The 24,740-nt window shown below is 72.2% G+C and carries 21 protein-coding genes; 11 read left to right on the forward strand and 10 right to left on the reverse strand.

Translation table 11 applies throughout. The annotated features are described in order from the left end of the window. Positions 1-10: 10 nt before the first annotated feature. The 3 genes from ABGB11_RS23505 to ABGB11_RS23515 all read right to left on the reverse strand — a co-directional run bounded on the left by ABGB11_RS23505 (position 11) and on the right by ABGB11_RS23515 (position 3,709). Positions 11-1,660 (reverse strand): hypothetical protein, encoded by a 1,650-nt coding sequence (locus tag ABGB11_RS23505; protein WP_347636052.1) that lies wholly within the window; start codon positions 1,658-1,660, stop codon positions 11-13. Between the two features lie 24 nt (positions 1,661-1,684). Beyond that, positions 1,685-2,845 (reverse strand): hypothetical protein, encoded by a 1,161-nt coding sequence (locus ABGB11_RS23510; RefSeq protein WP_347636053.1) that lies wholly within the window; start codon positions 2,843-2,845, stop codon positions 1,685-1,687. A gap of 120 nt (positions 2,846-2,965) precedes the next feature. Continuing rightward, positions 2,966-3,709: a CAP domain-containing protein gene (locus ABGB11_RS23515; RefSeq protein WP_347636054.1), complete on the reverse strand. Its 744-nt coding sequence runs from the start codon at positions 3,707-3,709 to the stop codon at positions 2,966-2,968. 722 nt (positions 3,710-4,431) lie between these two features. Between ABGB11_RS23515 and rplM the strand changes: the two genes are divergently transcribed. From rplM to glmM, 3 genes are all read left to right on the forward strand, one after another. Then, entirely contained in the window at positions 4,432-4,884 is a 453-nt protein-coding gene (rplM, locus tag ABGB11_RS23520) for a 50S ribosomal protein L13 (protein ID WP_347636056.1), read from the forward strand. Between the two features lie 100 nt (positions 4,885-4,984). Beyond that, positions 4,985-5,494: a 30S ribosomal protein S9 gene (rpsI, locus tag ABGB11_RS23525; RefSeq protein ID WP_347636057.1), complete on the forward strand. Its 510-nt coding sequence runs from the start codon at positions 4,985-4,987 to the stop codon at positions 5,492-5,494. 121 nt (positions 5,495-5,615) lie between these two features. Further along, a complete protein-coding gene (glmM, locus tag ABGB11_RS23530) occupies positions 5,616-6,959 on the forward strand; it encodes a phosphoglucosamine mutase (protein ID WP_347636058.1) in 1,344 nt (447 codons plus the stop codon). Here glmM and ABGB11_RS23535 read toward each other — a convergent pair. Then, the gene (locus tag ABGB11_RS23535) at positions 6,956-7,288 is read right to left on the reverse strand and encodes a hypothetical protein (RefSeq protein ID WP_347636060.1); all 333 of its coding nucleotides are present in this window, start codon (positions 7,286-7,288) and stop codon (positions 6,956-6,958) included. The two genes, glmM and ABGB11_RS23535, sit on opposite strands and share 4 nt — an antisense overlap. A gap of 96 nt (positions 7,289-7,384) precedes the next feature. Further along, on the reverse strand, positions 7,385-8,074 hold the full coding sequence (locus ABGB11_RS23540; protein ID WP_347636061.1) for an HNH endonuclease family protein: 690 nt from the start codon (positions 8,072-8,074) through the stop codon (positions 7,385-7,387). Between the two features lie 244 nt (positions 8,075-8,318). Between ABGB11_RS23540 and ABGB11_RS23545 the strand changes: the two genes are divergently transcribed. The 4 genes from ABGB11_RS23545 to ABGB11_RS23560 are packed head-to-tail and all read left to right on the forward strand — an operon-like array spanning position 8,319 to position 11,821. Then, positions 8,319-9,263, forward strand: a complete 945-nt coding sequence (locus ABGB11_RS23545; RefSeq protein WP_347636062.1) for an ABC transporter ATP-binding protein — start codon at positions 8,319-8,321, stop codon at positions 9,261-9,263. After that, complete coding sequence (locus ABGB11_RS23550; RefSeq protein WP_347636064.1) at positions 9,260-10,138, forward strand: ABC transporter permease; 879 nt, start codon at positions 9,260-9,262, stop codon at positions 10,136-10,138. The genes ABGB11_RS23545 and ABGB11_RS23550 overlap by 4 nt, the downstream gene beginning before the upstream one ends. Positions 10,139-10,188: 50 nt before the next feature. Beyond that, complete coding sequence (locus ABGB11_RS23555; protein WP_347636065.1) at positions 10,189-11,100, forward strand: ABC transporter ATP-binding protein; 912 nt, start codon at positions 10,189-10,191, stop codon at positions 11,098-11,100. 4 nt (positions 11,101-11,104) lie between these two features. Beyond that, positions 11,105-11,821 (forward strand): ABC transporter permease, encoded by a 717-nt coding sequence (locus ABGB11_RS23560; RefSeq protein WP_347636066.1) that lies wholly within the window; start codon positions 11,105-11,107, stop codon positions 11,819-11,821. Here the strand turns inward: ABGB11_RS23560 and ABGB11_RS23565 are convergent. The 4 genes from ABGB11_RS23565 to ABGB11_RS23580 all read right to left on the reverse strand — a co-directional run bounded on the left by ABGB11_RS23565 (position 11,818) and on the right by ABGB11_RS23580 (position 18,072). Then, the gene (locus tag ABGB11_RS23565; protein WP_347636068.1) at positions 11,818-12,444 is read right to left on the reverse strand and encodes a response regulator transcription factor; all 627 of its coding nucleotides are present in this window, start codon (positions 12,442-12,444) and stop codon (positions 11,818-11,820) included. The genes ABGB11_RS23560 and ABGB11_RS23565 overlap by 4 nt on opposite strands. Next, the gene (locus ABGB11_RS23570) at positions 12,441-13,616 is read right to left on the reverse strand and encodes a sensor histidine kinase (RefSeq protein ID WP_347636069.1); all 1,176 of its coding nucleotides are present in this window, start codon (positions 13,614-13,616) and stop codon (positions 12,441-12,443) included. Before ABGB11_RS23570 ends, ABGB11_RS23565 begins: the two co-directional genes overlap by 4 nt. Positions 13,617-13,621: 5 nt before the next feature. After that, positions 13,622-15,778, reverse strand: a complete 2,157-nt coding sequence (locus ABGB11_RS23575; protein WP_347636070.1) for an MMPL family transporter — start codon at positions 15,776-15,778, stop codon at positions 13,622-13,624. Positions 15,779-15,867: 89 nt separating this feature from the next. Then, positions 15,868-18,072, reverse strand: coding sequence for a DUF4132 domain-containing protein (locus ABGB11_RS23580; protein WP_347636072.1), 2,205 nt, complete (start codon positions 18,070-18,072; stop codon positions 15,868-15,870). Between the two features lie 191 nt (positions 18,073-18,263). On the opposite strand from ABGB11_RS23580, the gene ABGB11_RS23585 reads away from it, so the two are divergent. Continuing rightward, positions 18,264-19,634 carry an alkaline phosphatase PhoX gene (locus ABGB11_RS23585; RefSeq protein ID WP_347636073.1) on the forward strand — a complete coding sequence of 457 codons (1,371 nt, stop codon included), beginning with the start codon at positions 18,264-18,266 and terminating at the stop codon, positions 19,632-19,634. 16 nt (positions 19,635-19,650) lie between these two features. On the opposite strand, the gene coaA is transcribed toward ABGB11_RS23585, so the two are convergent. Further along, positions 19,651-20,592: a type I pantothenate kinase gene (gene coaA / locus ABGB11_RS23590; protein ID WP_347636074.1), complete on the reverse strand. Its 942-nt coding sequence runs from the start codon at positions 20,590-20,592 to the stop codon at positions 19,651-19,653. Between the two features lie 124 nt (positions 20,593-20,716). Between coaA and glmS the strand changes: the two genes are divergently transcribed. The 3 genes from glmS (at position 20,717) to ABGB11_RS23605 (ending at position 24,604) form a co-directional block, all read left to right on the forward strand. Continuing rightward, on the forward strand, positions 20,717-22,561 hold the full coding sequence (gene glmS, locus ABGB11_RS23595; protein ID WP_347636076.1) for a glutamine--fructose-6-phosphate transaminase (isomerizing): 1,845 nt from the start codon (positions 20,717-20,719) through the stop codon (positions 22,559-22,561). 124 nt (positions 22,562-22,685) lie between these two features. Beyond that, positions 22,686-23,630, forward strand: coding sequence for an ABC transporter ATP-binding protein (locus tag ABGB11_RS23600; RefSeq protein ID WP_347636077.1), 945 nt, complete (start codon positions 22,686-22,688; stop codon positions 23,628-23,630). Between the two features lie 5 nt (positions 23,631-23,635). Next, positions 23,636-24,604, forward strand: a complete 969-nt coding sequence (locus ABGB11_RS23605; RefSeq protein WP_347636078.1) for a hypothetical protein — start codon at positions 23,636-23,638, stop codon at positions 24,602-24,604. The last annotated feature ends 136 nt before the right edge of the window (positions 24,605-24,740 follow it).

A 24,740-nucleotide genomic window follows, 5' to 3' on the forward strand; every position in this document is an offset into this window, starting at 1 on the left:
CGTCCGCGGGTCAGCCCCCGGCACGTTCCATGATCGGCCGCAGGTCGTGGTCGAGGAACTGCTGCGCGATCTTCTTGATCGTCGGATCGCCGGGCTCGGCCGTCCTGCCGTTCGCCCACTGCACGTAGGCGTAGGCGACGTACCGGCCGCGGACGGTCGCCGCCGCGTACCCGCCGGCCCGGTCGATGTCCGGGGAGCGCTTGCCCGCCATGCCGCGGAACCACTCGTACTTGGCGGGGTCGCCCGCCTTGCTCACGGTGAGCGCCGCCGCCTTCGTCGGCATCACCGCGATGCCGGAGGTGACGGCGAGCTTGCTGCGCGGGTCGATGTACGTCGCGCGGACGATCTTGCGGCACTTCTCCCGCTTGAGGGTGGCGAGCATCGAGCCGCGGGCCGCGTACGCGACGTCCCGGTTGAGGGACCAGCGGTCGCGGGTGAAGGTCCGGCCGCCGAGCCGCAGGGTCGCGGCCGGGAAGATGTCATGGAACGCGAGGTCGCCGGGGTCGGTCCTCTCGTTGTCGATGCGGGACGCCGGCGTGGCGCCGCCGCCACCGCCGGGGGACGGCGTGGCGGGCGGGGTGGACTGCGACACCGGCGGCGGCTCGGCGGTCTGCTTCTTTCCGCCGCCTTCGCTCGCACCCTTCCCGCCGACGAGGAACAGGGCGGCCGCCGCGGCGAGGATGGCCGCCGCGCCGCCGCCGATCAGCAGGGTCCGGCGCTTGTTCGCGCCGTGGCCCGCGGGGTCCCGCGGGGGGCGTCCGGGCGGTGGCGGGGTGTCGTTCGGGACGCCGCCCTCGGCGTGGTAGACCGGCGTGATCACCGCGGGCTGCTCGGCGGTCGGCGCGGTGCCCTCGCCGGGCTCGGTGTTGGGGAACGGGCCGCTGCCGGTGGGCGGGACGAAGCCGGGCGGAAGGATCGCGTCCGGGACGAGCACCGGGGACAGGGGTGCCGCGTCCTCGGCCTTCTTGGCCTTCTCGAACGCCGAGACGGGCGCGGAGGGCTCCTCCGCGACCTCGTCCACGACGGGGGCGTCCACGACGGTGACGTCCGCGGCTCGTTCCAGGGCTTCTTCCGTGATGGTCTCGGCCCGCGGTGTCTCGCTCTCCGCGGTGGCGTCGTCCTGGCCGCCCTCGTCGGCGGCGTCCTCGGACACCTCGTCCTGGGGGTCTTCGGACGGGTTCTCGTCGTCCGGCTGGATGGGAGCGAAGCCGTCCGGGTCGGTGTCGTCCGGGGAGACCGGGGGCTTGACGATCGGCTCGGCGGGGACGGCCCGGCGCGAGTCGACGCTCGGGACGCCCTCGCCGGCGACCAGCGTCCCGAGCGCGACCGCGGCGGCCGGGGCCGGCTCGGTCTCGGGCTGCGGGGACTCGGGCTGCGGGACATCGGGCTCGTCCTCGGCCACCGGTTCCGGCCGCGCCTCCGCGTCCTGCGGGTCGTCGTCCTCCGGCGGGGAGGTGTCCGCGGACTCGGCGGCCCACCAGGGGGCCTCCAGGCCGAAGGCGGGGAGCTTGAGGGAGGCGGTCTCCGCCGGCGGCGCCTCCTCGGCGACCGCGTCGGCGGGGGGAGCCGCACCGCCGAAACTGGGCGGGGCCGCGTCGGCGGGGACGGCGGCCGTGCCCGCGTCCTCGGCGGTCTCCCGGGTGTCTCTAGGTCCAGACATAAGCAGAGAGGGTATTCAACCAGGTCACTTTTGGAGGGGCTTGCCTTCGGTTTCCCTGTAGTGCAGGGCCAGGGCCAGGTTGCTGCCCTTGACCATCTGCGTGCCGAAGACCCGGACGGCGGCATGGTACTTGGTCGCAATCTTCTTGCCGTCCGGCCGCTGTACCCACGTCATGATGAGGTAGTGGCCGCGCGCCTGCGAGGTGCCGAGCGCCTCGCCCTTGCCGTTGGTCTTCGAGACGCCCTTGCCGGGCAGCGCCTGGAGGAAGGCGTCCTTGCCGCCCGCGGCCTTGACGGCCAGTCTGGCCGCGTTCTCGTTCTCCAGGTTGAAGACGCCCACCGTCCCGATGAGGGCTCCGGTGCTGAGCGCGTAGGTGGCGCGGAGCGCCTGCGTGCAGCGCCCCTTCTTGAGGGTCTTCTCCAGGGTCGTGCCGCCGACGACGCCGGTGCAGTTCTTCTGCGAGTTGGCGGCCGTGCGGACGTACTTGTGGCCGCCCGCGGTGAACTTGCTCTTGCCGAAGACCTCCTTGAGGGTCAGCGGCGAAGGGTCGGTGGTGCGGCTCTGCAGTTTCACCGGCGCGAGGACGGGCTTGGTGGGGCTCGGCGTCGCCTGGGGCTGCTTGGAGGCGGCGCCGGCCGGCTTCTTGTCCGACTTGTCGTCGCCCTTGAGCACCGACGACAGCCCGACGCCGCCGCCGATCAGGAGGATCCCGGCGACCGCCGCGCCGCCGATGATCAGCGGGAGGTTGCGGCGGCGCTCGGGCGGGACGGGCCCGCCACCGGGGCCGCCGGACGGGCCCGGTGGCGGCGGGCCCTCGTAGGCGCCGGAGGGGTCCTGGCCGGCCGCGTTGCCCGCGACGGGCTCGTCGCCCCACGCGGGCGGCTGGTCGGACCACGCGGCGGTGTCGCCGGCGGGCGACCCGCCGAACGGCTCGTTGCCGGACGGCTGCCCGAAGGGCTCCTGCCCGGACGGCTCTTGCCCGAACGCGTCCTGGCCGAACGGCTCCTGCCCGAACGGCCTCGCGCCCGGTGCCTCGTCGCGCGGGGCGTCGGGGCGCGGTGCGAAGGGGGATTCGTCGTTGTCGTGGCCGTACGGCGGCGCTTCGGCTCCGGGTCCGTACGGCGCGTGCGGCGACTGCCGCGGAGGCCAGTCGCCGGGTTTGCCTTGATCGCCCGGATAACCCATGGTGTGGACCTTACCGTTCCTCGTTCAGGGCTCTGGACCTTCGAGACACCCACCATGACATGGGGGCGAACCGGACGCCGGTGATTTCCCGAAGGTCATGACCGCGAGGAACGCGGCGGGTCACTTCCAGCCGAAGTCCTGCGTCCACAGCGGCCCGCCGGGGCCCGAGGCCTTCCCGACCCCGATGGCGCGCAGGCCGCAGTTGAGGATGTTGGCCCGGTGCCCGGGGCTGTTCATCCAGCCTTTCACGACGGCCGCGGCGGTCGGGTAGCCCTTGGCGATGTTCTCCGCGCCGGGGCTGGGGTAGCCGGCGTCCTCCATCCGCTTCCACGGGCTGTCGCCGTTGCGGGACGTGTGGTCGAAGTAGTTTTTGGCCGCCATGTCCGCGGAGTGCTTGCGGGCCGCGACGACGAGCCGCTGGTCGATGCGCAGCGCCTTGCAGCCGGCCTTCGCGCGCTCGGCGTTGGTCAGCGTCACCACGGCGGTCTCGGTGCTCGACGAGCCGCCGGTGCCGCCCGCGGAGCCGCCGCCGGACGACGGCGAGCCCGACCCCGACGGCGCGTCGGACCTGGACGGCTTCGCCTTGGCGGTCGTCCGCGGGTGGATCGGCTTCAGCGGCGGCGTCGGCTCCGCCGTGGTCGGCGACGGCGCCGCGCTCGGCGAGCCCTCGCCGCCGCCGGCGCCCGTGCCGGACCCGTTCCCGGTTCCGGCCGGCGGGTCGCTCTGCGGTCCCGGCAGGGACACGGTCGAGGGGTCCTTCTTGGGCCCGGACGCGGCGGTCTTCTCCGAGCGGAGCTCGGGCAGGACGAGCCGGTCGATCGCGACGCCGATGCCGATCGCGAGGGCGGACGCGGTGACGGCCACCACGATCCCGCTCGCGCTCTTGCCGCGGCGCTTGCGTCCCGGGGGTCGGCCCGAGCCGTCGCCGGACGGGCGTCGCCCGCCGGGCGGCGGGCCGGAGCGGGAACGGCGCGGGGCGCCGGCGACGAGCTCGTCGCGGGGGGCGGAAGCGCCGCGCGCGGCGGCGCCGTGCGGTGCGGGACGCTCGCGCCCGTGGCCGGGACTGCGGCGTCCGGAGTGTTCGCCTGGTCTGCGGGGAGTGGACAGCGGGGGCTCCCGGGTGCGGGCCGGCTCGCGCCGGCGTGGACCGGTCGCCCGGCACCATATCCCGATATCAACCCCCAGTTACGAAGATCCCCCCAGAAAGATCAAAATCACTACATTCCGTGATCAGTGGGGCGCTGACGGTTCCGATTCGAGAGAAATGTCGGAGTGCGCGACAATGGTGGACGCGGCCGATGCCGTCAGGGCGCCTTGTTTTGACCCGCACGCGCGCGGCCGAGTATCCTGCGTGTTTGTTGTATGCGTTGACGCCTGCCCGTACGGGCGAGGGGAGACGCGACGACGTGCCGGTGTTCCCGATCATGCGCCTCTCGCGGCGCCGTGCGGGGCCCGGCCTCCCGGAGCGCCAGGTCGGAATGATCCTCTGATCGGCGCGAGCAGGATTCCGCTGTGGCGCTCGCCCGTGAGGGCGGGCGGAGGATCGAAACCGCTCAGAAGTCGACGAGAAACGAAGGCTTACGACCGTGCGCACGTACACCCCTAAGCCCGCTGACGTCCAGCGTCAGTGGTACGTCATCGACGCGACCGATGTCGTGCTGGGCCGTCTCGCCAGTCATGTCGCGCAGCTGCTTCGGGGTAAGCACAAGCCGATCTACGCGCCTCACCTCGACACCGGTGACTTCGTCGTCATCGTGAACGCCGAGAAGGTGGCGCTGTCCGGCAACAAGCTGGAGCAGAAGAAGGCGTACCGGCACTCCGGATACCCGGGCGGCCTCCGCTCGCAGAACTACGCCGACCTGCTCGCCAAGCACCCCGAGCGGGCCGTCGAGAAGGCGATCAAGGGCATGCTGCCCAAGAACTCCCTCGGCCGGAAGATGTTCGGCAAGGTGAAGGTCTACGCCGGCCCGGACCACCCGCACCAGGCGCAGAAGCCGGTCCCGTTCGAGATCACCCAGATCAGCCAGATCAAGAAGTGACACCCGCGCGCGAGCCGATCGCGCGCACCGCGACATGAGGCCGCCGGGGCACCCGCGACGACGGGCCAGCCGCCCTGGCTAGAACACCCCAAGGAGAACCGTGGACGACATCACCGGCGCCGACCAGGCCGCCGAGACCGAGTCGTACGAGGACGCGCCGTCCGAGTACAGCACCGAGACCCCCGAGGCCGCCGGCGAGAGCTACCTCGGCCAGCCGGTCGCGACCGGCCCCGCCGCCGGTACCGGGCGCCGCAAGCAGGCCATCGCGCGGGTCCGGATCGTCCCCGGCAGCGGCCAGTGGAAGATCAACGGCCGCACCCTGGACCAGTACTTCCCGAACAAGGTGCACCAGCAGATCGTGAACGAGCCGTTCGTGCTGCTGGGCCTGGAGGGCCAGTTCGACGTGCTCGCCCGCGTCAACGGCGGCGGCACCACCGGCCAGGCCGGTGCGCTGCGCCTCGGCATCTCCCGCGCGCTGCAGTTCGCGAACATCGAGCACCGCCCGGCGCTGAAGAAGGCCGGTTTCCTCACCCGCGACGCGCGGGTTCCGGAGCGCAAGAAGGCCGGCCTCAAGAAGGCCCGCAAGGCTCCGCAGTACAGCAAGCGTTGATCGACGGCACGAGCCGTCGCACCCCGTGGCTTCTCCGCGGCCGGCCCCGCGTGGCCGGCGCACCGGGTGCGGCGGCTCGTCCGCTTTTCCGGGGTGCCCCTCTCTGATCGGGAGTTGAACAGTGGCTCGTCTCTTCGGAACCGACGGCGTGCGCGGGCTCGCCAACCGCGACCTCACCGCCCCCCTGGTCATGGACCTGTCCGTCGCGGCGGCGCGGGTGCTGGGCGAGCAGGGCGCGTTCAAGGGGCACCGGCCGGTCGCGGTGGTCGGCCGCGACCCGCGCGCCTCCGGCGAGTTCCTGGAGGCGGCCGTCGTGGCGGGCCTCGCCAGCTCCGGGGTGGACGTCCTGCGGCTCGGCGTCCTGCCGACGCCCGCGGTCGCGCACCTGACGCACGAGCTGGACGCCGACATCGGCGTGATGCTGTCGGCGTCGCACAACCCGGCCCCCGACAACGGCATCAAGTTCTTCGACCGCAGCGGCCACAAGCTCCCCGACGAGATCGAGGACCGGATCGAGGCGCGCCTCGGCGAGGCGTGGGAGCCGCCGACCGGCGCGGGCGTCGGCCGCGTCCGCGAGGCGCACGGCGCGGTCGAGCAGTACGTGGCGCACCTGCTCTCGACGGTCCCGGTGTCGCTGGACGGCCTGCGCGTCGTGGTCGACTGCGCGAACGGCGCGTCCAGCGACGTGGCCCCCGAGGCGCTGCGCCGCGCCGGTGCCGAGGTGATCACGATCGGCACGGCCCCGGACGGGCTGAACATCAACTCCGGCTGCGGCTCCACCCACCTGGAGGCGCTGCAGAAGGCCGTCCGGGAGCACGGCGCGGACGCCGGCATCGCCAACGACGGCGACGCGGACCGCTGCCTGGCCGTGACCGCGTCCGGCGAGATCGTGGACGGCGACCAGATCATGGCGATCCTGGCCCTCGACCTGCGCGAGGCGGGCGCCCTCGCCGCCGACACCGTCGTCGCGACCGTCATGTCGAACCTCGGGTTCAAGCTCGCGATGCAGCAGGCGGGCATCACCGTCGTGCAGACCGCGGTCGGCGACCGGTACGTCCTGGAGGCGATGAAGGAGGGCGGCTTCGGCTTCGGCGGCGAGCAGTCCGGCCACGTCATCATGCTGGACCACGCCACCACCGGCGACGGCGTCCTCACCGGCCTGCACCTGCTCGCCGCGATGGTCCGCCGCGGGCAGCCGCTGGACGAGCTGACCAAGGTGATGACGCGGCTGCCGCAGGTCCTCATCAACGTCAAGGACGTCGACAAGACCCGCGCGAAGTCGTCCCCGGAACTGGCCGAGGCGGTCGCCGTCGCCGAGGCCGGCCTCGGCGAGACCGGCCGCGTCCTCATCCGGCCGAGCGGCACCGAGCCGATGGTCCGGGTGATGGTCGAGGCCGCCTCCGAGGCCCAGGCCCGGTCGGTGGCCGAGCACCTCGCGGGTGTGGTGAAGGCGGCCCTCGGTTAGCGTTCGTCGATCTCCAGGCGCCCGACCTTCAGGTGCCTGATCTCGACGGTCCCCGCCTCCAGATGGGCGATCACCGCCCGCTTCACGACGAGCTTGCCGATCGCGACCGCCCCGACGGCGACCGCGCCGACCGCCATCGCCCCGAGCGCCAGCGACCCGAGCCCGTTGCCCGCGCGCAACGCCACCCCGGTGGCGGAGGCCCCGGTCACCTCGGCCCCCGTGGCCCGTGCGCCGACCCCCCGCTCGGTCCGCACCCGCGGCCGCCCGTCCTTGGCGTCCTTACCGCCGTCTCCACCCTCGCCGTCGAGCCGCTCCGGTTCACTAGTCATGCCCCGAGCATATTTCCCGGCCCGTCCAGGGGTGCCCCCAACCATCATTACGCGCATGCCCGTCGTGACCGGGGTTCCAGGGGCTCACCCCCTGGGCTAACAGCGTCCGAGGAAGTCTTGGAGGGCGTTGTGGTCGGGGCGGGTTATGGGGAGGGTGTATTTGCGGGCGATCGCTATGTACTTGATCGCGTAGGTGCACTGGAAGGCCTTCTGGGGCTTCCACTCGCCGGGGCCTGAGTCGCCTTTCTGGCGGTTCGGTACGCCCCAGACGGCGAGGAGGTTGGCGTGGTCGTTGGCGAACTGCTCGCGGCGGTCCTCGCTCCAGCGGGACGCGCCCATGCGCCACGCGAGGGCGAGCGGGTAGACGTGGTCGATCTGGACTTCGGCGGCGTCCTTCTTCTCGAAGGTGATCGTCTTGCCGCTGTAGGGGTCCTCCAGGCGGCCGGCGAGGACGACGCAATCGCCCTTCTTCTCGACCTTCGCCAGGTCGCGGGCGAGGACGTCGTTGCGCTGGTCGCAGCCGTTGCGGTCGGTGTCCTTCCAGCGCGTGCCGAACTTGTCGCGCTCGTAGCCGCCGCCGTCGCGCTCGGACGCGACGCGCAGACCGGCGAGGTCCTTGCGGGCGCGGGCCGCGTCGCCGGACTTCGGGGCGCCGCCGGACGGCGGGGCGCCGGTCTCGGAGAGCCCGACGCTGCCTTCGCAGCCCGCCGTGGCGAGGGGCACCGCGAGCGCGAGGGCCGCCGCGGCCGTTCGTAGAGCGTGCACCAGCGCAGGGCCACCGGCCATGCCGTCACCGTCCTGGGGGGTTTCTGTTGTTTTTAGCCAGATCACCGGCAAATATCCGATCAAACCGTATGGCCTGGCTTGACGGCCACAATGCCCGGGCCGCGCGGCCACGGATGGTGGGGCCGCCGTGGACGAAAGTCGTTCGTGCGGGGAACTTGGGTCGGCGCGACATCGGCCTAAAGGCTGGCCGGCATCGCACTTGAGGGTGACGTCGCGCACGCCGCCAGCCACTAGGTTCGGTGATATGCCGATCATCGCCACCCAGGGCCTGACGATGAGGTTCCCCCGGGTGACCGCCCTGGACGATCTGTCCATGGCCGTCGAGCCGGGCGTCGTCGGACTCGTCGGCGCCAACGGCGCCGGCAAGTCGACGCTCATCAAGATCCTCCTCGGGCTGCAGCCGCCGACCTCCGGCACCGCGACCGTCCTCGGCCTCGACATCGCCCGCGAGGGCCTGCGGATCCGGGAGAGCGTCGGGTTCATGCCCGAATACGAATGCCTGCCGCCGGACGTGTCCGCGACGGAGTTCGTCGTGCACATGGCCCGGATGTGCGGGCTGCCGCCGACCGCGGCCCGCGAACGCGCCGCCGACACGCTCCGGCACGTCGGCCTGTACGAGGAGCGCTACCGCCCCATCGGCGGGTACTCCACCGGGATGCGCCAGCGGGTGAAGCTCGCGCAGGCGCTCGTCCACGACCCGAAGCTCGTCTTCCTGGACGAGCCCACCAACGGCCTCGACCCGGCCGGGCGCGACGAGATGCTCGACCTGATCCGCCGCATCGGCGCCGACTTCGGGATCAGCGTGCTCGTCACGTCCCACCTGCTCGGCGAGCTGGAGCGGGTCTGCGACCACGTCGTCATCATCGACGGCGGGAAGCTGCTGCGCTCGCAGGCCGTCGAGGCCTACACCAAGGAGAGCGGCGTCCTCACCGTCGAGGTGGACGAAGGCCGCGACACGCTCGGGCAGCACCTCTACGACCAGGGCGTGTCCGTCCATCCGGAGGGCCGGTTCCTCGTCGTCGACATCGCCGGCGAGCAGACCTACGACCTGATCCGCGACGGCGTCGCCGACCTCGGGCTGCGGCTGATCCGGATGGAGCAGCGCCGCCACCACATCGAGGAGGTCTTCCAGACGCCGGCCGCGCCGCAGCCGCCCGCCGGGACCGTCCAGGAGGGGGCGCCGCGATGAGCACCAGCACGATCCACGACATCGGCTACCGCCACTACGAGGGGCGCCGCAACGGCCGCGCCTACGTGCTGCGGTCGCTGTACGTCCACAACCTGCGCGCCGCCTTCGGCCTCGGCCGTCCCGCGCGGGCGAAGGTGATGCCGTTCCTGCTGGCGGCGATCATGATGCTGCCGGCCGCCGGGTCGGTCGCGGCGTTCTCCTTCACCAAGGAGCCGGACGCGCTGATCCGCTACTCCGGCTACGCCGTCATCATGCAGGTCATCGTGGCGATCTTCCTGGCCACGCAGGCGCCGGTGCTGGCCTCGCGGGAGGTCCGGTTCCACGTCATCCCGCTGTACTTCTCGCGCCCGGTCGGCCACCTCGACTTCGTGCTGGCCAAGGGCGCCGCGATGGCGTCCGCGCTGTTCGCGCTGATGGCCGCGCCCGTCACCGTCCTGTACGTCGGCGGGCTGGTCGCCAAGATGCCGGACTCGGGCGAGCAGGTGCTCAAGTACCTCGGCGCCCTGGTCGGCATCGTGCTGTTCGCGCTCGTGCTGGCGTCGATCGGGATGGTGGTCGCGGCGTTCACCCCGCGGCGCGGCTTCGGGGTCGCCGCGGTCATCGCCGTCTACATGATCAGCACGGCTTTCGTCGGCGTCGTCCAGGGGATCGCCGAGGAGCAGACGAACTTCACCGTCCAGGGCTGGGCGGGGCTGTTCGCGCCGTTCAACCTGGTGGACATCGTCCAGGTCAGGCTGCTGGGCGCGCAGTCGTCGTCGGGAGGGGTGCCGTCCGGCATCGAGGGCGGCGTGGCCGCTCTGGCGCTGTGCACCGTCATCGTCCTCGGTTCGATCGCGGTCCTTTACCGTAGGTTCCGTAAGGCGGGGCTCTCATGAGTGAGCGAAGCGAGGCGGGGGGTGTGGGGGGTCGTCCCCCCACAGGAAGCATGAGCGAGTTGATTCTGGAGAACGTGTCCCGCTGGTACGGGAACGTCGTGGCCGTCAACGGCGTGTCGATGAAGGTCGGGCCGGGGGTCACCGGACTCCTCGGTCCGAACGGCGCCGGCAAGTCGACGCTGATCCACATGATGGGCGGGTTCCTCGCGCCGTCGTCGGGGACGGTCACGCTGGACGGGGCGCCGATCTGGCGGAACCCGGGCATCTACCGCAGCCTCGGCCTGGTCCCGGAGCGGGAGTCGGCGTACGACTTCCTCACCGGTGAGCAGTTCATCCTCGCGATGGCGAAGCTGCACAAGCTGCCCGAACCGGGTGCCGCGGCCCGCCGCGCCATCGATCTGGTGGAGATGGGCTACGCGGCCGACCGCCAGATCGGCAACTACTCCAAGGGCATGAAGCAGCGCATCAAGATGGCGTCGGCGCTGGTGCACGACCCGCCGGTGCTGCTGCTGGACGAGCCGTTCAACGGCATGGACCCGCGGCAGCGGCTCCAGTTGATGGACCTCATCCAGCGGATGGCCGCCGAGGGGCGCACGATCCTGTTCTCCTCGCACATCCTGGAGGAGGTGGAGCGGCTCGCCAGCCACATCGAGGTGATCGTGGCGGGGCGGCACGCCGCGTCCGGCGACTTCCGCAAGATCCGGCGGCTGATGACCGACCGGCCGCACATCTTCCTCGTCCGGTCGGCCGACGACCGCAGGCTGGCCGCCGCGATCATCGCGGACGGCTCGGCGCGCAGCGTGCAGCTCACCGACAAGGGGCTGCAGGTCGAGGCGATCGACTTCCAGCGCTTCACCTGGCTGCTGCCGCAGATCTCGCGGGACGCCGGGGTGCGCCTGTGGGAGGTCTCCCCGGCCGACGAGTCCCTCGAAAGCGTGTTCTCCTACCTGGTGGCCCGGTGATCCCATGAATGCAACCATCGCGATGATCACGTTCCGGGGGATGCTCGGCCGCAAGCGCGCCCTGCTCCTGCTGGGGCTGCCGCTGCTCCTGCTCCTCCTCGCGGTCGCCCTGCGCGTGACCGGCAACAACGACCTCGACATCTCGGCGAACGTGCTGCAGACGTTCGGCCTCGCGACGCTGCTGCCGCTGCTCGCGCTGATCGCCGGCAGCGGCGTGATCGGGCCGGAGATCGACGACGGCCAGATCATGTACGTGCTGACCAAGCCGATCCCGCGCGAGGTCGTCGTGCTGACGAAGCTGGTCGTGGCGATCGTCCTGGTGACGGCCTTCGCGGTCGTCCCGACGGTCCTCGCGGCGCTCCTGCTGACCGGGACGACGGCCGGGCTGACCCCCGCGTTCGCGGTCGGGACGCTGGTCGGCGGCCTCACCTACAGCGCGGTGTTCGTGGCCCTCGCGGTCGCGAGCCGCAACGCCGTCACGATCGGCCTGCTGTACGCGCTGGTGTGGGAGACCCTGCTCGGGACGTTCGCGCCGGGCGCGCAGCAGGCGTCCATCCAGCAGTGGGCGCTGTCGGTGATCGACGCGCTCACCGCGGCGTCGCCGGTCAAGTCGGTGGTGGACCTGCCGGTGGCGATCACGCTGCTGGTGCTGGTGACGGCCGCCGCGACGTTCCTCGCCGCCTTCCGGCTCCGCACCCTGGCGGTCGCGAGCGCCGACTAGCGCGGGAGCAGGCCGCGGTCCATGGCGACGACGACGGCGCGGGTGCGGTCGCTGACGTCCAGCTTCGCGAACACGCGCAGGAGGTGGGTCTTGACGGTCGCCTCGGCGATGACGAGCCGCCGCCCGATCTCGGCGTTGGACAGGCCGTCGGCGACCGCCCGGAGCACGTCGATCTCCCGGGCGGTCAGCGCGGCCGGTTCGGGGCGGCGCATCCGGGCGACGAGCTTCTCCGCGACGCGGGGCGCGAGGACGGTCTCGCCGCGGGCCGCCGCGTGGATGGCGTCCACGAGTTGCTCGCGGGTGGTGTCCTTCAGCAGGTAGCCGATGGCGCCGGCCTCGATCGCGCGCTCGATCTCGGTGTCGGTGTCGTAGGTGGTGAGGACGAGGACGCGGGTCCCGGCCGCGCCGATCTCGGCGGTGGCGGCGACGCCGTCCAGCACGGGCATCCGCAGGTCGAGCAGCGCGACGTCGGGGCGGAGCCGGCGGGCGAGCGCCACCGCCTCGCGGCCGTCGCCGGCCTCGCCGACGATCTCGATGGTGGGCTCGGCGGCCAGCAGCGCGACGAGGCCCGCGCGCATGACCGTGTGGTCGTCCACCACGATGATCCTGAGCCTGCCGGTCATGTCACGCCCTCGCGGGGGATCATGGCGAGGATCCGGGTGCCCTCGCCGGGGGAGCTGGTGACGGTGAGCTCGCCGCCGAGCTCGGCGAGGCGGCGGCGCATCCCGTCCAGGCCGAAGCCGCGGGACCCGGCCACCGTGAAGCCGCGCCCGTCGTCGGTGATCTCCAGCTCGACGCCGTGCGGGCGGCGTTCGAGGACGACCCCGACCGTGGAGGCGGCGGCGTGCTTGCGGATGTTGGCGAGCGACTCCTGGGTGCAGCGCAGCAGCGCGATCCGGGTCGTCTGGTCGCAGTCGACGTCCGGGAGGTCGGCGGTGACGGTGAGCCCGGTGTCCTCGGCGAACCGGTCGAGGGTGCGGCGCAGCGTCCGGGCGACGGACGCCGGGGCGACGCTGCCCGCCGACGCCGACCCGACGAGGACGCGCGCCTCGGCGAGGTTCTCCCGGGCGGTCTGCTCGATCGACGCGAGCTGCTGGTCGCTGCGGTCCGGGTCGGCGCGAAGGCCGGTCCGGGCCGCCTCCGCAAGGACGACGATGGACGCGAACCCCTGCGCGAGCGTGTCGTGGATCTCGCGGGCGAGCCGTTCGCGCTCGTCGGCGGCGCCCTGCCGGCGCTGCGCCTCGGCGAGCCGCCGCTCGGCGTCCTCCAGGTCGGCGGCGAGGAGCCGGGCGCGCGCGTCGTGCTGCCCCACGACCCGGTGCATCCACAGCCCGAACAGCACCCCGGCCGCGTAGCCGATGAGCGCGGCGACGGAGTTGCCGCTGAGCTCCGCACCGTCCGGCGCCGACCGGACCGCGTCGCCGGCGACCGCGGCCGCCGCCGCGGCGCCGCTGAGGACGACCGCGCGCCGCGGGCTTCCGGCGAGGATCCAGAAGTGCGGGAGCGAGACGATGAGCAGGGACGCGGCGCCGTCCATGAGGTAGGCGACGGCGCCGATCCCCGCGACGAGCACGCCAAGGAACGTGAACCGGCGGAGCGCCGGATTCCCCGGGAACGTCTCGGTGATCGGGTAGCAGAGCCCGATCACCGACAGCAGCGACAGCGTGGCGGACCTGGTGGAATCCGGCTGGTCCCACACCGCCAGCGCGGGCGGGACGAGCCCGAACACCACCCAGGCGGCGGCGTACCACCTGCGCAGCGCCCGCACCTGGGGACGTTCACCGGGCCGCGCCATGCCGGTCAGCCTACGTTCTGCCGTGCGGGCTCGGCCGCCCCCACCACCGCCGGGCGCGCGGCCCGCGACGGCCACCAGCACCGGTCGCCGAGCAGCAGCATCAGCGCCGGGAGGATCATGATGCGGATGACGGCGGCGTCCAGCAGCACGGCGACCGCGAGCGCGAAGCCCATCTGCTTCAGCTCCATGATGTGGACGAAGACGAAGCTCGCGAACACCGTCACCATCACGAACGCGGCGCTGGTCACCACGCTCGCCGAGCCGCCGACCCCGTCCAGCACGGCCTGCCGCGTCGGGACGCCGTGCCGCGCCCCCTCGCGGATCCGGCTGATCACGAACACCTGGTAGTCCATCGACAGCCCGAACAGGATCACGAAAAGGAACAGCGGGACGCGGGAGCCGACGGATCCGGTGGAGGTGAAGCCGAGGAGCCCTTCCGCCCACGTCCCCTGGAACACCACGACGAGCACGCCGAGCGAGGCCCCGGCCGACAGCAGGTTGAGCAGGACGCCGACCAGGCCGAGGACGACCGAGCGGAACGCCCACACGGTCATCGCGAACGTGACGAGCAGCAGCGCCCCGATGACGAACGGCAGCTTGCTCTTCTGGTGCTCGGGGTAGTCGGCGTAGCGGGCCACGTCCCCGGTCACCGCGGCCTCCATGCCGGGCTTCCCGACGGTCGCGGGCACGTACCCGCCGCGGACCCGGTCCAGGGACCGCTGTGCCTCCTCGGTGCTGACGTGGTGCGGCACCGCGAGTTCGAGGACGTGGATCCGTCCGTCAGGCGAGGCGTGCATCTCGGACGTGCCGGCGAGCAGCGGGTCGGTCTTCGCGCGCCCGGCCAGGTCGCGCAGGGCGGCGGTCACCTCGGGCGCGCGCCCGGCGTCGGCCTTGACGACGATCCGGTGCGTGGCCTTCAGCTCGGGGAACGCCGCGTTCAGCCGGTCGTAGACCTGCATGGCGGGGATCTGGCGCGGGTGGCTGTCCCGTCCCATGTCGGTCAGGTCGAGGTTGAGCAGCGGTGCGGCCAGCGCCAGCATGGCCAGGACGGACACCGCCAGGGTCGCGACGGGGTGCCTGCCCGTGGGACGGAGCATCGCCCTGGTGATCCGGCCGCCTCCGGTCCGCGGCGCCTTCGGCGCCTTCCCGCGCCGCGCGGCCCGCCGCTCCGCCCATCCGCCGAGCTTCGCCAGCACCGCGGGCAGGACGGTCAGCGAGCTGACGACGGCGACCAGCGTGACGACGATCGCGGCGGTCGCGATCGAAGAGAAGATCACGTCGTCCGCGAGGTACAGGGTCGCGCTGGAGACCGCGACCGCCAGCCCGGACACCACCACAGCGCGCCCGGACGTCGCCGCCGCGATCTCCACGGTGGCCCGCGCGCTCAGCCGGCCGGCCGAGCCCGCCCGCTCCTCCCGTTCCCTCTTGAGGTAGAAGAGCGTGTAGTCGACGCCGACCGCCATGCCGATCAGCAGGATCACGCTGGCGCCGACCCCGGCGTCCGGGAACACGTGCGAGGCGAGCATCGACAGGCCGATCGCCGCCGCGATCGAGGTCAGCGCGAGCACCACCGGCACGACCGCGACCGCGAACGAGCCGAACACCACCAGCAGCGTGACCAGCGTGATCGGCAGCGCGATCACCTCGGTGCGGGCGAGGTCGTCGTCGCGCAGCTCGCCGACCCCCTTGCTGATGGACGGGCCGCCCGTCTCCTCGACCCGCACGCCCGGATGCGCGGCCCGGACGGCGGCCGTCTGGGCGTGCAAGGGTTCGATGTGGTCCTTGCCCTGGAGTTCGGGGCCCTTCATCGTCACGTCGACGCGGAGCGCGGAGCCGTCCCTCGACCGGACGGGCGCCGACACCGACGCGACCTCGGGGAGCCGCTCCATCCGCGCGGCGGCGTCCCGCGCCGCGGCGCCGGCCGCCGCGCCGGTGCCGGTGATCAGTACGTGCTCGACGGGCTGCTGCGACAGCCCGCCCTCGGCGGCCATCGCCTCCGCCCGCCCGGCCTCGCCGATCCGGTAGTCCTCGGTCGTGGCGGCGTGCCCGCCGGCCGCGATCCCGATCCCGAGGCACAGGGCGACGAACAGGAACCAGGCGGCGATCCCGCGCCAGGGGTGCCCGGCGCTCCACCGGGCCATGCGTACGGTGAGATTCGTCATGCGGAAAATGCTCGCCGCGAGCACCCGTCCCGCATGAGGTTCGACCGGTTGAACCTGCCGTCCACCGATCGGTGGACGGCAGGCCCGCCTCAGCCGGTGACGCGGGTGAGCTCGGCGATGATTTCGGACGCGGTGACGGGGTCGAGCGCACCGAACGGGTGCCCCGTGCCGGAGTAGCGGCCGGTCATGAGCATTACGCGTTGGATGGTCTGTTCGGCGTACTCCTCTGGGGATAGGACGCGGATGCCGGGATCGATGGCCACCATGACGTGCCGGCCGTCTGGTGTCATCAGGTTGACCTGGCGGCGGAATCCGCCGGTCTCTTTGTCGCCGAGTTCCCAGCCGCGGGAGGTCATGCCGAGGAATCGGCCGAAGTGGGCGGTGCGGCCCTCGAAGCGTGTCAGGCGGGTGCCGTCGCGTTCGCCGTCCTCCAGCAGGTGGACGGGGCGCCTGAGCTGCTCGAACGGCTGGAGGATCTCGTAGTCGGCGAAGACCGAAGCCCAGGCCGCGACGGTCTTCTCGTCGAGCAGGACCGGGTGGGGGAGGGTGACGGCGGCGTCCGGCGGCAGGGTGTACTCGTCGTCGTGGACGTCGGCGAGCGTGCCGTCCTCAGCTACGCGGAACGCCGTGTCCCCGGCAGCCCACACCAGACGGCGGGTGATGTGGCCCATCAGCGGATGCTCGACGAGGAGGGCGCCGAACTCTTCCGGTGTCCAGGAGCGGCGGGTCACCATCGCGCGTTCCAGGCGCTTGATCTGGTCGGCGGCGACCGTGCGGGCTTCCTTTTTGAGGTCGGCGAAGCGCTTGTAGGCGGCCGGTGCCAGGGTCTGGTCGTCCTTGACACCGGGCTTGGGCAGCGTCTTTCGGGGCTTGCCGTCCTGGTCGGTCACGAACGGCTTGAGCTGCTCGTCGAACCCGACCACGAACCGGCGCGGCCCGTAGTCCAGGGTCATCGTGCCGCCGGCGTCCAGGCCGAGATCGGGAACGAGCCGGTCCGCGAGCTGCTCGGAGGTGAGCCCGCGCTCCTCGGCGATGCGGTCGAGGCCGCTCTGCGCGAACCGCTGGATCCGCGCGGGGTCCTTCGCCTTGCGCGCCAGCCGGTGAAGATGCCGCAGCGCGGTGTCGGTGCCGAGCCGGGTGAACAGGCTGAGCGCGCTCGATCCTCCAGCGTCCCACACGTAGGCCTTGGACCACCGGGCGACGATCGGGGCGAGCCGCTCGGCGGTGGTGTCGTCACCCAGGTTGATCAGGGCGTACTGGACGCCCGGGGACGCCCATCGCTTCGGGTCCCGGTCGGCCAGGTAGAGCGCCCAGACGAACTCGGCCAGCGAGGCGGGGTCGAGATGCTCGACGACCTGCGGAACGCCCGGATAGGGCTTCCACACATCGGAGATGGACAGCATCGTGATGAGATGCCGGGTCGCGGATGCGGGGAGCGCGCGCCGCCGGTCGCGCAGCAGGATCCGCGGCAACCGCTCGGGATCGAACCCTTCCGGAACGTCCGGCAGCGGGTCCGGGTACATGTCGAGCGGATCGGTGCGCAGCGCGGAGATCGCCTCGACGGCCTCGTCCCCGTAGAACCGCGCCGCCTCGCGGACGGCGTCGTCACCGTGGTGGCGGGCGACGAGGCGCAGGGCGGCCTCGGCGCGCTGACGCTTGGGGCCCGGCTTGCGCAGCGCGTCCGGGACGGCTAGCCGCGCCGCGGCCTCCCCATGGATCTCGAACCACGCCGCCGCCTGATCCCGGTTGGGGAAGACATCGAAATGCTTGATCATGATCTGGGCGACGTCGGCGTCCAGGAACGGGTCGAGCCCGTAGAAGACCGGCTTGTTCTTCGCGATGTGCATGAGCAGGGGATAGGCCGCCATCCCGTGCCGCGCGGCGGCCCCGCGCACGGAGTGGTAGAGGCCAGGCTGGAAGAACAGGGGCCAGTACCGCTCATCCGCGAGCAGCCTCTCACCGAGTTCCAGGGGACCCTGCATGATCAGGCCCATGGCCAGGGCCGTCACCCGGCGCTTCTCGTGCTCCTCCACCCGGCCGGTGGCGAAGTCCTCGGCCACCTGGTCCCAGTCGGTGCCGTCCGGGAGCCGCTCGACGCGCCGCTGGTCATAGGGGGCGTCCAGCCACTTCTCGCGCAGGCCGTCCGGCCAGCGCATCGTGGTCGGTTCCTTGGGCGCCTTGAGCTTAAGGACGGCCGGCTCCGCGCTCCTCGGCGCGCGGACCCAGGGCGGTTCCACGAGCAGGTCCGGCAGCGCGCTTTCGGGGGCGTCTTCGATGCGGGGGTTCTCGGTCATCGCTCCGGTTTTCAGGGCAGGGGTTTCTTGATCGTCCGACGCCGCCGCGGACCTCGAAGTTCCGGCCGCCCACACCGCTTCTTGACGACCACCTGCACGGACTGTGCATGTGTGCCATACCCGGTTCGGTGAGACCCGTGTTACAACGGCCTGGGAGGTCTTTGATCGTTCCAGACCCAGGGAGTGTGCCCATGTCAGTCTCGCGCCGCCAGCTCCTGGCGGGCACCGGTGCCGTCGGGGCGGGGATCGCCTTCGCCGGCGCCGTCGAGCACCTGTTCGCCGGGGACGCGTCCGCCGCGCCGACCGGCGTCCGCGACGGGTACGGGCCGCTCGTGCCCGATCCGAAAGGCGTGCTCGACCTGCCGCGCGGGTTCCGCTACACCGTCCTGTCCCGGGAGGGTGAGCCGCTGCGCTCCGGAGAGGGGCCCGTGCCGAGTCACTGCGACGGCATGGCCGCCTTCCCCGGACGCGGGGGCCGCACGTGGCTCGTCCGCAACCACGAGAACCGTCCCGACGCCGAGAACCGCGTGCCGCCGGTCAAGGGCGTCACCTATGACCCCGCCGGGCTCGGCGGCTGCACCGCACTGGAGGTCGACCACGCCGGGCGCGTGCACACCGAGCGCGTCGCGATCGCCGGGACGGCCGTCAACTGCGCGGGCGGCCCCACCCCGTGGCACACCTGGCTGACCTGCGAGGAGACCGAGGACAAGGCCGGAACCGGCGACTACACCAAGGACCACGGCTTCATCTTCGAGGTCGACCCCTACCGGCAGGAGCGGACCGTCCCCGAGCCGCTGACCGCGATGGGACGGTTCCAGCACGAGGCGATCGCCGTCGACCCGCGCGACGGCACCGTCTACGAGACCGAGGACGCGTTCGAGAAGCCGTTCGGGCTGTTCTACCGGTTCCTGCCGAAGAAGCCGCGCGGAGGGTTCGGCAGCCTGCGCGCCGGCGGCCGGCTGGAGGCGCTGTGCGTCCCCGACGTCCCCGACCTGTCGGTCGTCCAGGAACCCGGCACGGTGTTCCGGAACGTCGAGTGGAAAAAGGTCCCCGACCCGCTGGCCAAGGAGACGGCGATCCGCTTCCAGGACTTCGGGAAGGGCGGCGTCACGCACGCCCAGAAGCTGGAGGGCTGCTACTGGGGCGGCGACCGCGTCTACTTCGTGTCGAGCTTCGCGAAGACGGCCGAGGGGTCGCGCGCCGACCACTTCGGGCAGGTGTGGTCGTACGAGCCGCGGCACCGCCGCCTCACCCTGGTGATCGTGTTCGGCCCGGACAGCGACGTGCAGAAGCCCGGCGAGTCGCCCGACAACATCTGCCTGGCGCCGCAGGGCGGCCTGATGGTCTGCGAGGACGGCGGCGGCGCCCAGCACGTCTACGGCGTGTCGCGCAAGCGCACGGTCTACCCGATGGCCCGGAACCGGCAGAACGTCGGCACCGAGAGCGAGCCCGAGTGGGGCGAGTTCGCCGGCGTCACGTTCGCGCCCGACAACCGGACGATGTTCGTCAACGTCTACGACCCGGGCACCACCTTCGCCATCACCGGCCCCTGGAGCCGGTAGCCGGGTCGTCGAGAAATCAGATCCTGCGCAGCCGGACGCGCTGGACGGCGTGGTCGCGGTCCTTGTGCAGGACGAGGGTCGCGCGGGCGCGTGTCGGCAGGATGTTGGAGACGAGGTTGATCTCGTTGACGTCCCGCCACACGCGCTGCGCGAACGCGGCGGTCTCGTCCTCGTCCAGGTCGTGCGCGTACTTGTGGAAGTAGGAGCGCGGGTCGGTGAACGCGGTGCGGCGCAGCGCGAAGAGCCGGTCGATGTACCACTGCCGGATGTCCTCGACCCGCGCATCCACATAGATGGAGAAGTCGAAGAAGTCCGACACGCCTAGGGCGCCGGCGGGCGGTGCCTGCAGCACGTTCAGGCCCTCGACGATGAGGATGTCGGGCCGCCGGACGGTCTGCTTCGCGTCCGGGACGATGTCGTACTCCAGGTGCGAGTACACCGGGATCGACGCCTCCTCGGCGCCCGCCTTGACCTCGGACACGAACCGGACGAGGGCGCGCCGGTCGTAGGACTCCGGGAAGCCCTTGCGGTCCATGATCCCGCGCTCGGACAGCACGGCGTTCGGGTACAGGAAGCTGTCGGTGGTGACCAGCTCCACGCTCGGATGGTCCGGCCAGCGCGCGAGGAGCGTCCGCAGCAGGCGGGACGTCGTCGACTTGCCGACCGCGACGCTGCCCGCCACGCCGATGATGAACGGGGTGGGCCGCACCTCGCCGCCGAGGAACTCGCTGACGGTGTCGCGGAGCCGCCCGTCCGACTGGAAGAACAGGTTCAGCAGCCGGGACAGCGGCAGGTACACCTCCTCGACCTCGGTGATGTCGATCGGGTCGCGCAGGCCGCGCAGGGCGTCCAGCTCACCGGGCGTGAGCGGCAGGGGCGTGTTCTCTCGCAGGCCGCGCCAGTCGTCCCGGGAGAGTTCCACGTAGGGGCTCGGCACGCTGTCCCATCCGCTCGTCATGCCTGAACAGTAACCGGGCTGGTCAGCCGGTCACCGAGTTTTCACCGGGCGTACACGTTAGTGGCAGGCGTCTACGCCCCTTGCAGGTGGGTCCCCGCGCGGGACACCGAATAGAGTTGCCGCCATGTGCGGAATCGTGGGGTACGTAGGCGGCCGGTCGGCGCTCGACGTCGTCGTCGAGGGGCTGGCGCGGCTGGAGTACCGCGGCTACGACTCGGCCGGGGTGGCCGTGCTGGCCGACGGGAAGCTGGCGACGGCCAAGCGCGCGGGCAAGCTCGTGAACCTGCGCGGCGCCCTCGAAGAGGAGCCGCCGCCCGCGGGCACGCTCGGCATGGGGCACACCCGGTGGGCGACGCACGGCCCGCCGAACGACCGCAACGCGCACCCGCACGTCGACTGCACCGGCTCCGTCGCGGTGATCCACAACGGCATCATCGAGAACTTCGCCGAGCTGCGCGCCGAGCTGGAGGAGGGCGGGCACGGCCTGGTGTCCGACACCGACACCGAGGCCGTCGCGCACCTGCTGGAGGACGAGCTGAAGGCGGGCGGCGACCTCGCCGCGGCGATGCGCCGCGTCTGCGGCCGGCTGGAGGGCGCGTTCACGCTGGTCGCCGTGCACACCGGCGACCCCGACCTGGTCGTGGGGGCGCGCCGCAACTCGCCGCTCGTCGTCGGGGTCGGGGACGGGGAGAACTTCCTCGCCAGCGACGTCGCCGCGTTCATCGCGCACACCCGCAGCGCGATCGAGCTCGGCCAGGACCAGGTCGTCGAGCTGCGCGCCGGCGGGGTGCGCGTCACCGACTTCGAGGGGCGCCCCGCCGAGGTGAAGGAGTACCACGTCGACTGGGACGTGTCGGCCGCGGAGAAGGGCGGCTTCGACTACTTCATGCTCAAGGAGATCGCCGAGCAGCCGCGCGCCGTCGCCGACACGCTGCTCGGCCGGATCGGCACCGACGGGCGCCTGCGCCTGGACGAGATGCGCATCCCCGACCGGGAGCTGCGCGAGGTCGACAAGATCATCATCGTGGCCTGCGGGACGTCCTACCACGCGGGGCTGATCGCCAAGTACGCGATCGAGCACTGGGCCGGGCTGCCCTGCGAGGTGGAGCTGGCCAGCGAGTTCCGCTACCGCGACCCGATCCTGTCCCCGGCGACGCTGGTCATCGCGATCTCCCAGTCGGGCGAGACGATGGACGCGCTGATGGCCGTCCGGCACGCCCGCGAGCAGAAGGCCAAGCTGCTCGGCATCTGCAACGTCAACGGCTCCACGCTGCCCCGCGAGTGCGACGGCGTCCTCTACACGCACGCCGGCCCGGAGATCGCGGTCGCGTCCACCAAGGCGTTCCTCACCCAGCTCGTCGCCGTCTACCTCATCGCCCTCTACCTCGCGCAGGTGCGCGGCACCAAGTGGGGGGACGAGGTGTTCGCGATGATCCAGCTCCTGGAGCGGATGCCGGAGAAGGTGGAGAAGGTCCTGGAGACCATGGAGCCGGTGCGCGAGCTGGCCCGGTCGCTCGCGGGGGAGCGGTGCGTGCTGTTCCTCGGTCGCCACGTCGGCTTCCCGGTCGCCCTGGAGGGCGCGCTGAAGCTCAAGGAGCTGGCGTACATGCACGCCGAGGGCTTCGCCGCCGGGGAGCTGAAGCACGGCCCGATCGCGCTCATCGAGAAGGACCTGCCCGTCGTGGTCGTCGTGCCGCCGCGTGCGCGGGACGTCCTGCACGACAAGATCGTGTCCAACATCCAGGAGATCCGGGCCCGCGGCGCCCGGACCATCGTGATCGCCGAGGAGGGCGACGCGTCGGTCGAGCCGTACGCCGACACGCTGATCGCCGTCCCGGCCGTCCCGACGCTGCTGCAGCCGCTGGTCACGACCGTGCCGCTCCAGGTGTTCGCGTGCGAGCTGGCCACCGCGAAGGGGCATGACGTCGACCAGCCGCGCAACCTCGCCAAGTCCGTCACCGTCGAGTAGCCGGGCGTTCCCCGGAACCCGCGGGCGCCACGCCGCGTCTCACCGGGCATCGGGACCGGCCCGGTCCCCGCGGGGACGATCCCCGCATGCCCCGAAGGGCCGGCGCGGCGTCCGGAGGTGACGGGTGGCAGGAGACGGCGATCTGGGGATCGTGGCGCGCGGCGTGGCGCGCCGCTTCGGCCCGGTCGAGGCGCTGCGCGGGCTGGACATCGCCGTCCCGTACGGCCAGGTCACGGCGCTCGTCGGGGCCAACGGCGCGGGGAAGACGACGCTGCTGCTGATCCTCGCGACCCTGCTCGCGCCCGACGCGGGCACGGTGCGGATCGCCGGGCATGACGCGCTCACCCACCCCGCCGCGGCCCGCGACGCGCTCGGCTGGATGCCGGACACCTTCGGCGTGTACGACCAGCTCACGGTGGACGAGTACCTCGCGTTCTTCGCCGAGGCCTACGGGCTGCCGAAGCAGGAGCGCCCGCGCCGGATCAGGGCGCTGCTCAACCTCGTCCACCTGGAAGACCACCTCGGGCAGCCCGTCCACGCCCTGTCGCGCGGGCAGAAGCAGCGGCTCGGGATGGCGCGGGCGCTCGTGAACCGGCCCCGCGTCCTGCTGCTGGACGAGCCCGCGTCCGGCCTCGACCCGCGCTCGCGCGTCGAGCTGCGCGACCTGCTGCGCTCCCTGGCCGCCGACGGGGTGGCGGTGCTGGTGTCCAGCCACATCCTCAGCGAGCTGGAGGAGATCGCCGACCGCGTCGTCCTCGTCGACCACGGCCGGACGGTCGGCGACCACGCGATGGCGGAGCTCGCCGCCGCGTCCACCCGCGTCCGGTGGCGGATCCGCGCGCTCGACCCCGAGCCGCTGGAGACGGCGCTGGCCGGCGGGGTCGACGGGCTGCCGCCGCTGGAGAGCACCGGGCTGCCGGGCGGCGCCGAGGTCGGCCCGCTCACCGAGGCCGAGGCCGCGGTCCTGCTGGCCGAGCTCGTCCGGGCCGGGGTGCCCGTCAGCGGGCTCGCCCCGGCCGGCAGCGCGCTCGAATCGGCCTACCTGGCGATGACCGAGAACCGGAGGTGACCGGCATGACCGCACGCGGAATCGGCCTGGTGGCACGGCAGGAGCTCAGGACGCGGCTGCGCACCGGCCGCTGGAAGGTCCTCCTCGCCGCCTGGTTCCTGACCGTCAACGGGTTCGGCCTGCTGTTCCGGCTCGCGCTGGAGGTGGACTCCTCCGCCGACGACGACGCGGGGATCCCGATGTTCGGCGGCGTCCTGCTCGGGGTGCTGGTGCTGATGCTGCTCGTCACCCCGGCGCTCAGCGGCCAGTCGATCAACGGCGACCGGGAGCGGGGGACGCTCGCCACGCTCCAGGTCACCCGGCTCACGCCCGGCGACATCGCGCTCGGCAAGCTCGCCGCCGCGTGGGGGACCGGCCTGGTCACCCTGCTCCTGACGCTGCCGATCCTGCTGCTCCCGGTGATCGAGGGTTCGATCGGGGCGATACGGCTCGTGGTCGTCCTCACCGTCACCGGCCTGCTCATCGGCGTGGTGTGCGCCGTCTCGCAGGCGTGGTCGGCGCTGCTCGCCCGCAGCATCACCTCGGTGCTGATGTCCTACCTCACGGTGTTCGCCCTGCTCGCCGGGACGCCGCTGGTGTACACGATCGCCCTCCAGTTGACGGCGGAGCACCGGCCCGGCCCCTACGGCGGCTACAGCGTCGAGCACAGCGACCGCGTCTGGTGGCTGCTGTCGCCGAACCCGGTCGTCGTGCTCGCCGACGCCGCGCCGCGGCTGCCGGAGAAGAGGTACGTCGTCGGCGACCAGGTGATGACGCGGTCGGCGTCGGACGACCCCCTGGGCGGGCTCAGCCGCAGCGTCCGCGACGTCCGCGAGGGGCGGGACTACGACGAGAGCGGCTCGGAAGAAGCGGGCGCCGTGTGGCCCTGGGGCCTCGCCTTCGACCTGGCCCTCGCCGCGGGCGCCGTGTCGATCACCGCGTCCCGGCTGCGCACCCCCGTCCACCGCATTCCCCGCGGCGTCCGCGTGGCGTGAATAACACCCCTATGATCACCTCATCAAAATACGCAAGTGCCGGGCACGTCCGGCGCGAAAACATTCAGCGTGCACCGGAACATCACACGTTCCTTGCCGCCGGATGCAATTCTCGTATTCGCTGAAATTCTCAGTC

The sequence above is a fragment of the Actinomadura sp. B10D3 genome (genome assembly GCF_039871695.1).
GTDB lineage: Bacteria > Actinomycetota > Actinomycetes > Streptosporangiales > Streptosporangiaceae > Spirillospora > Spirillospora madurae.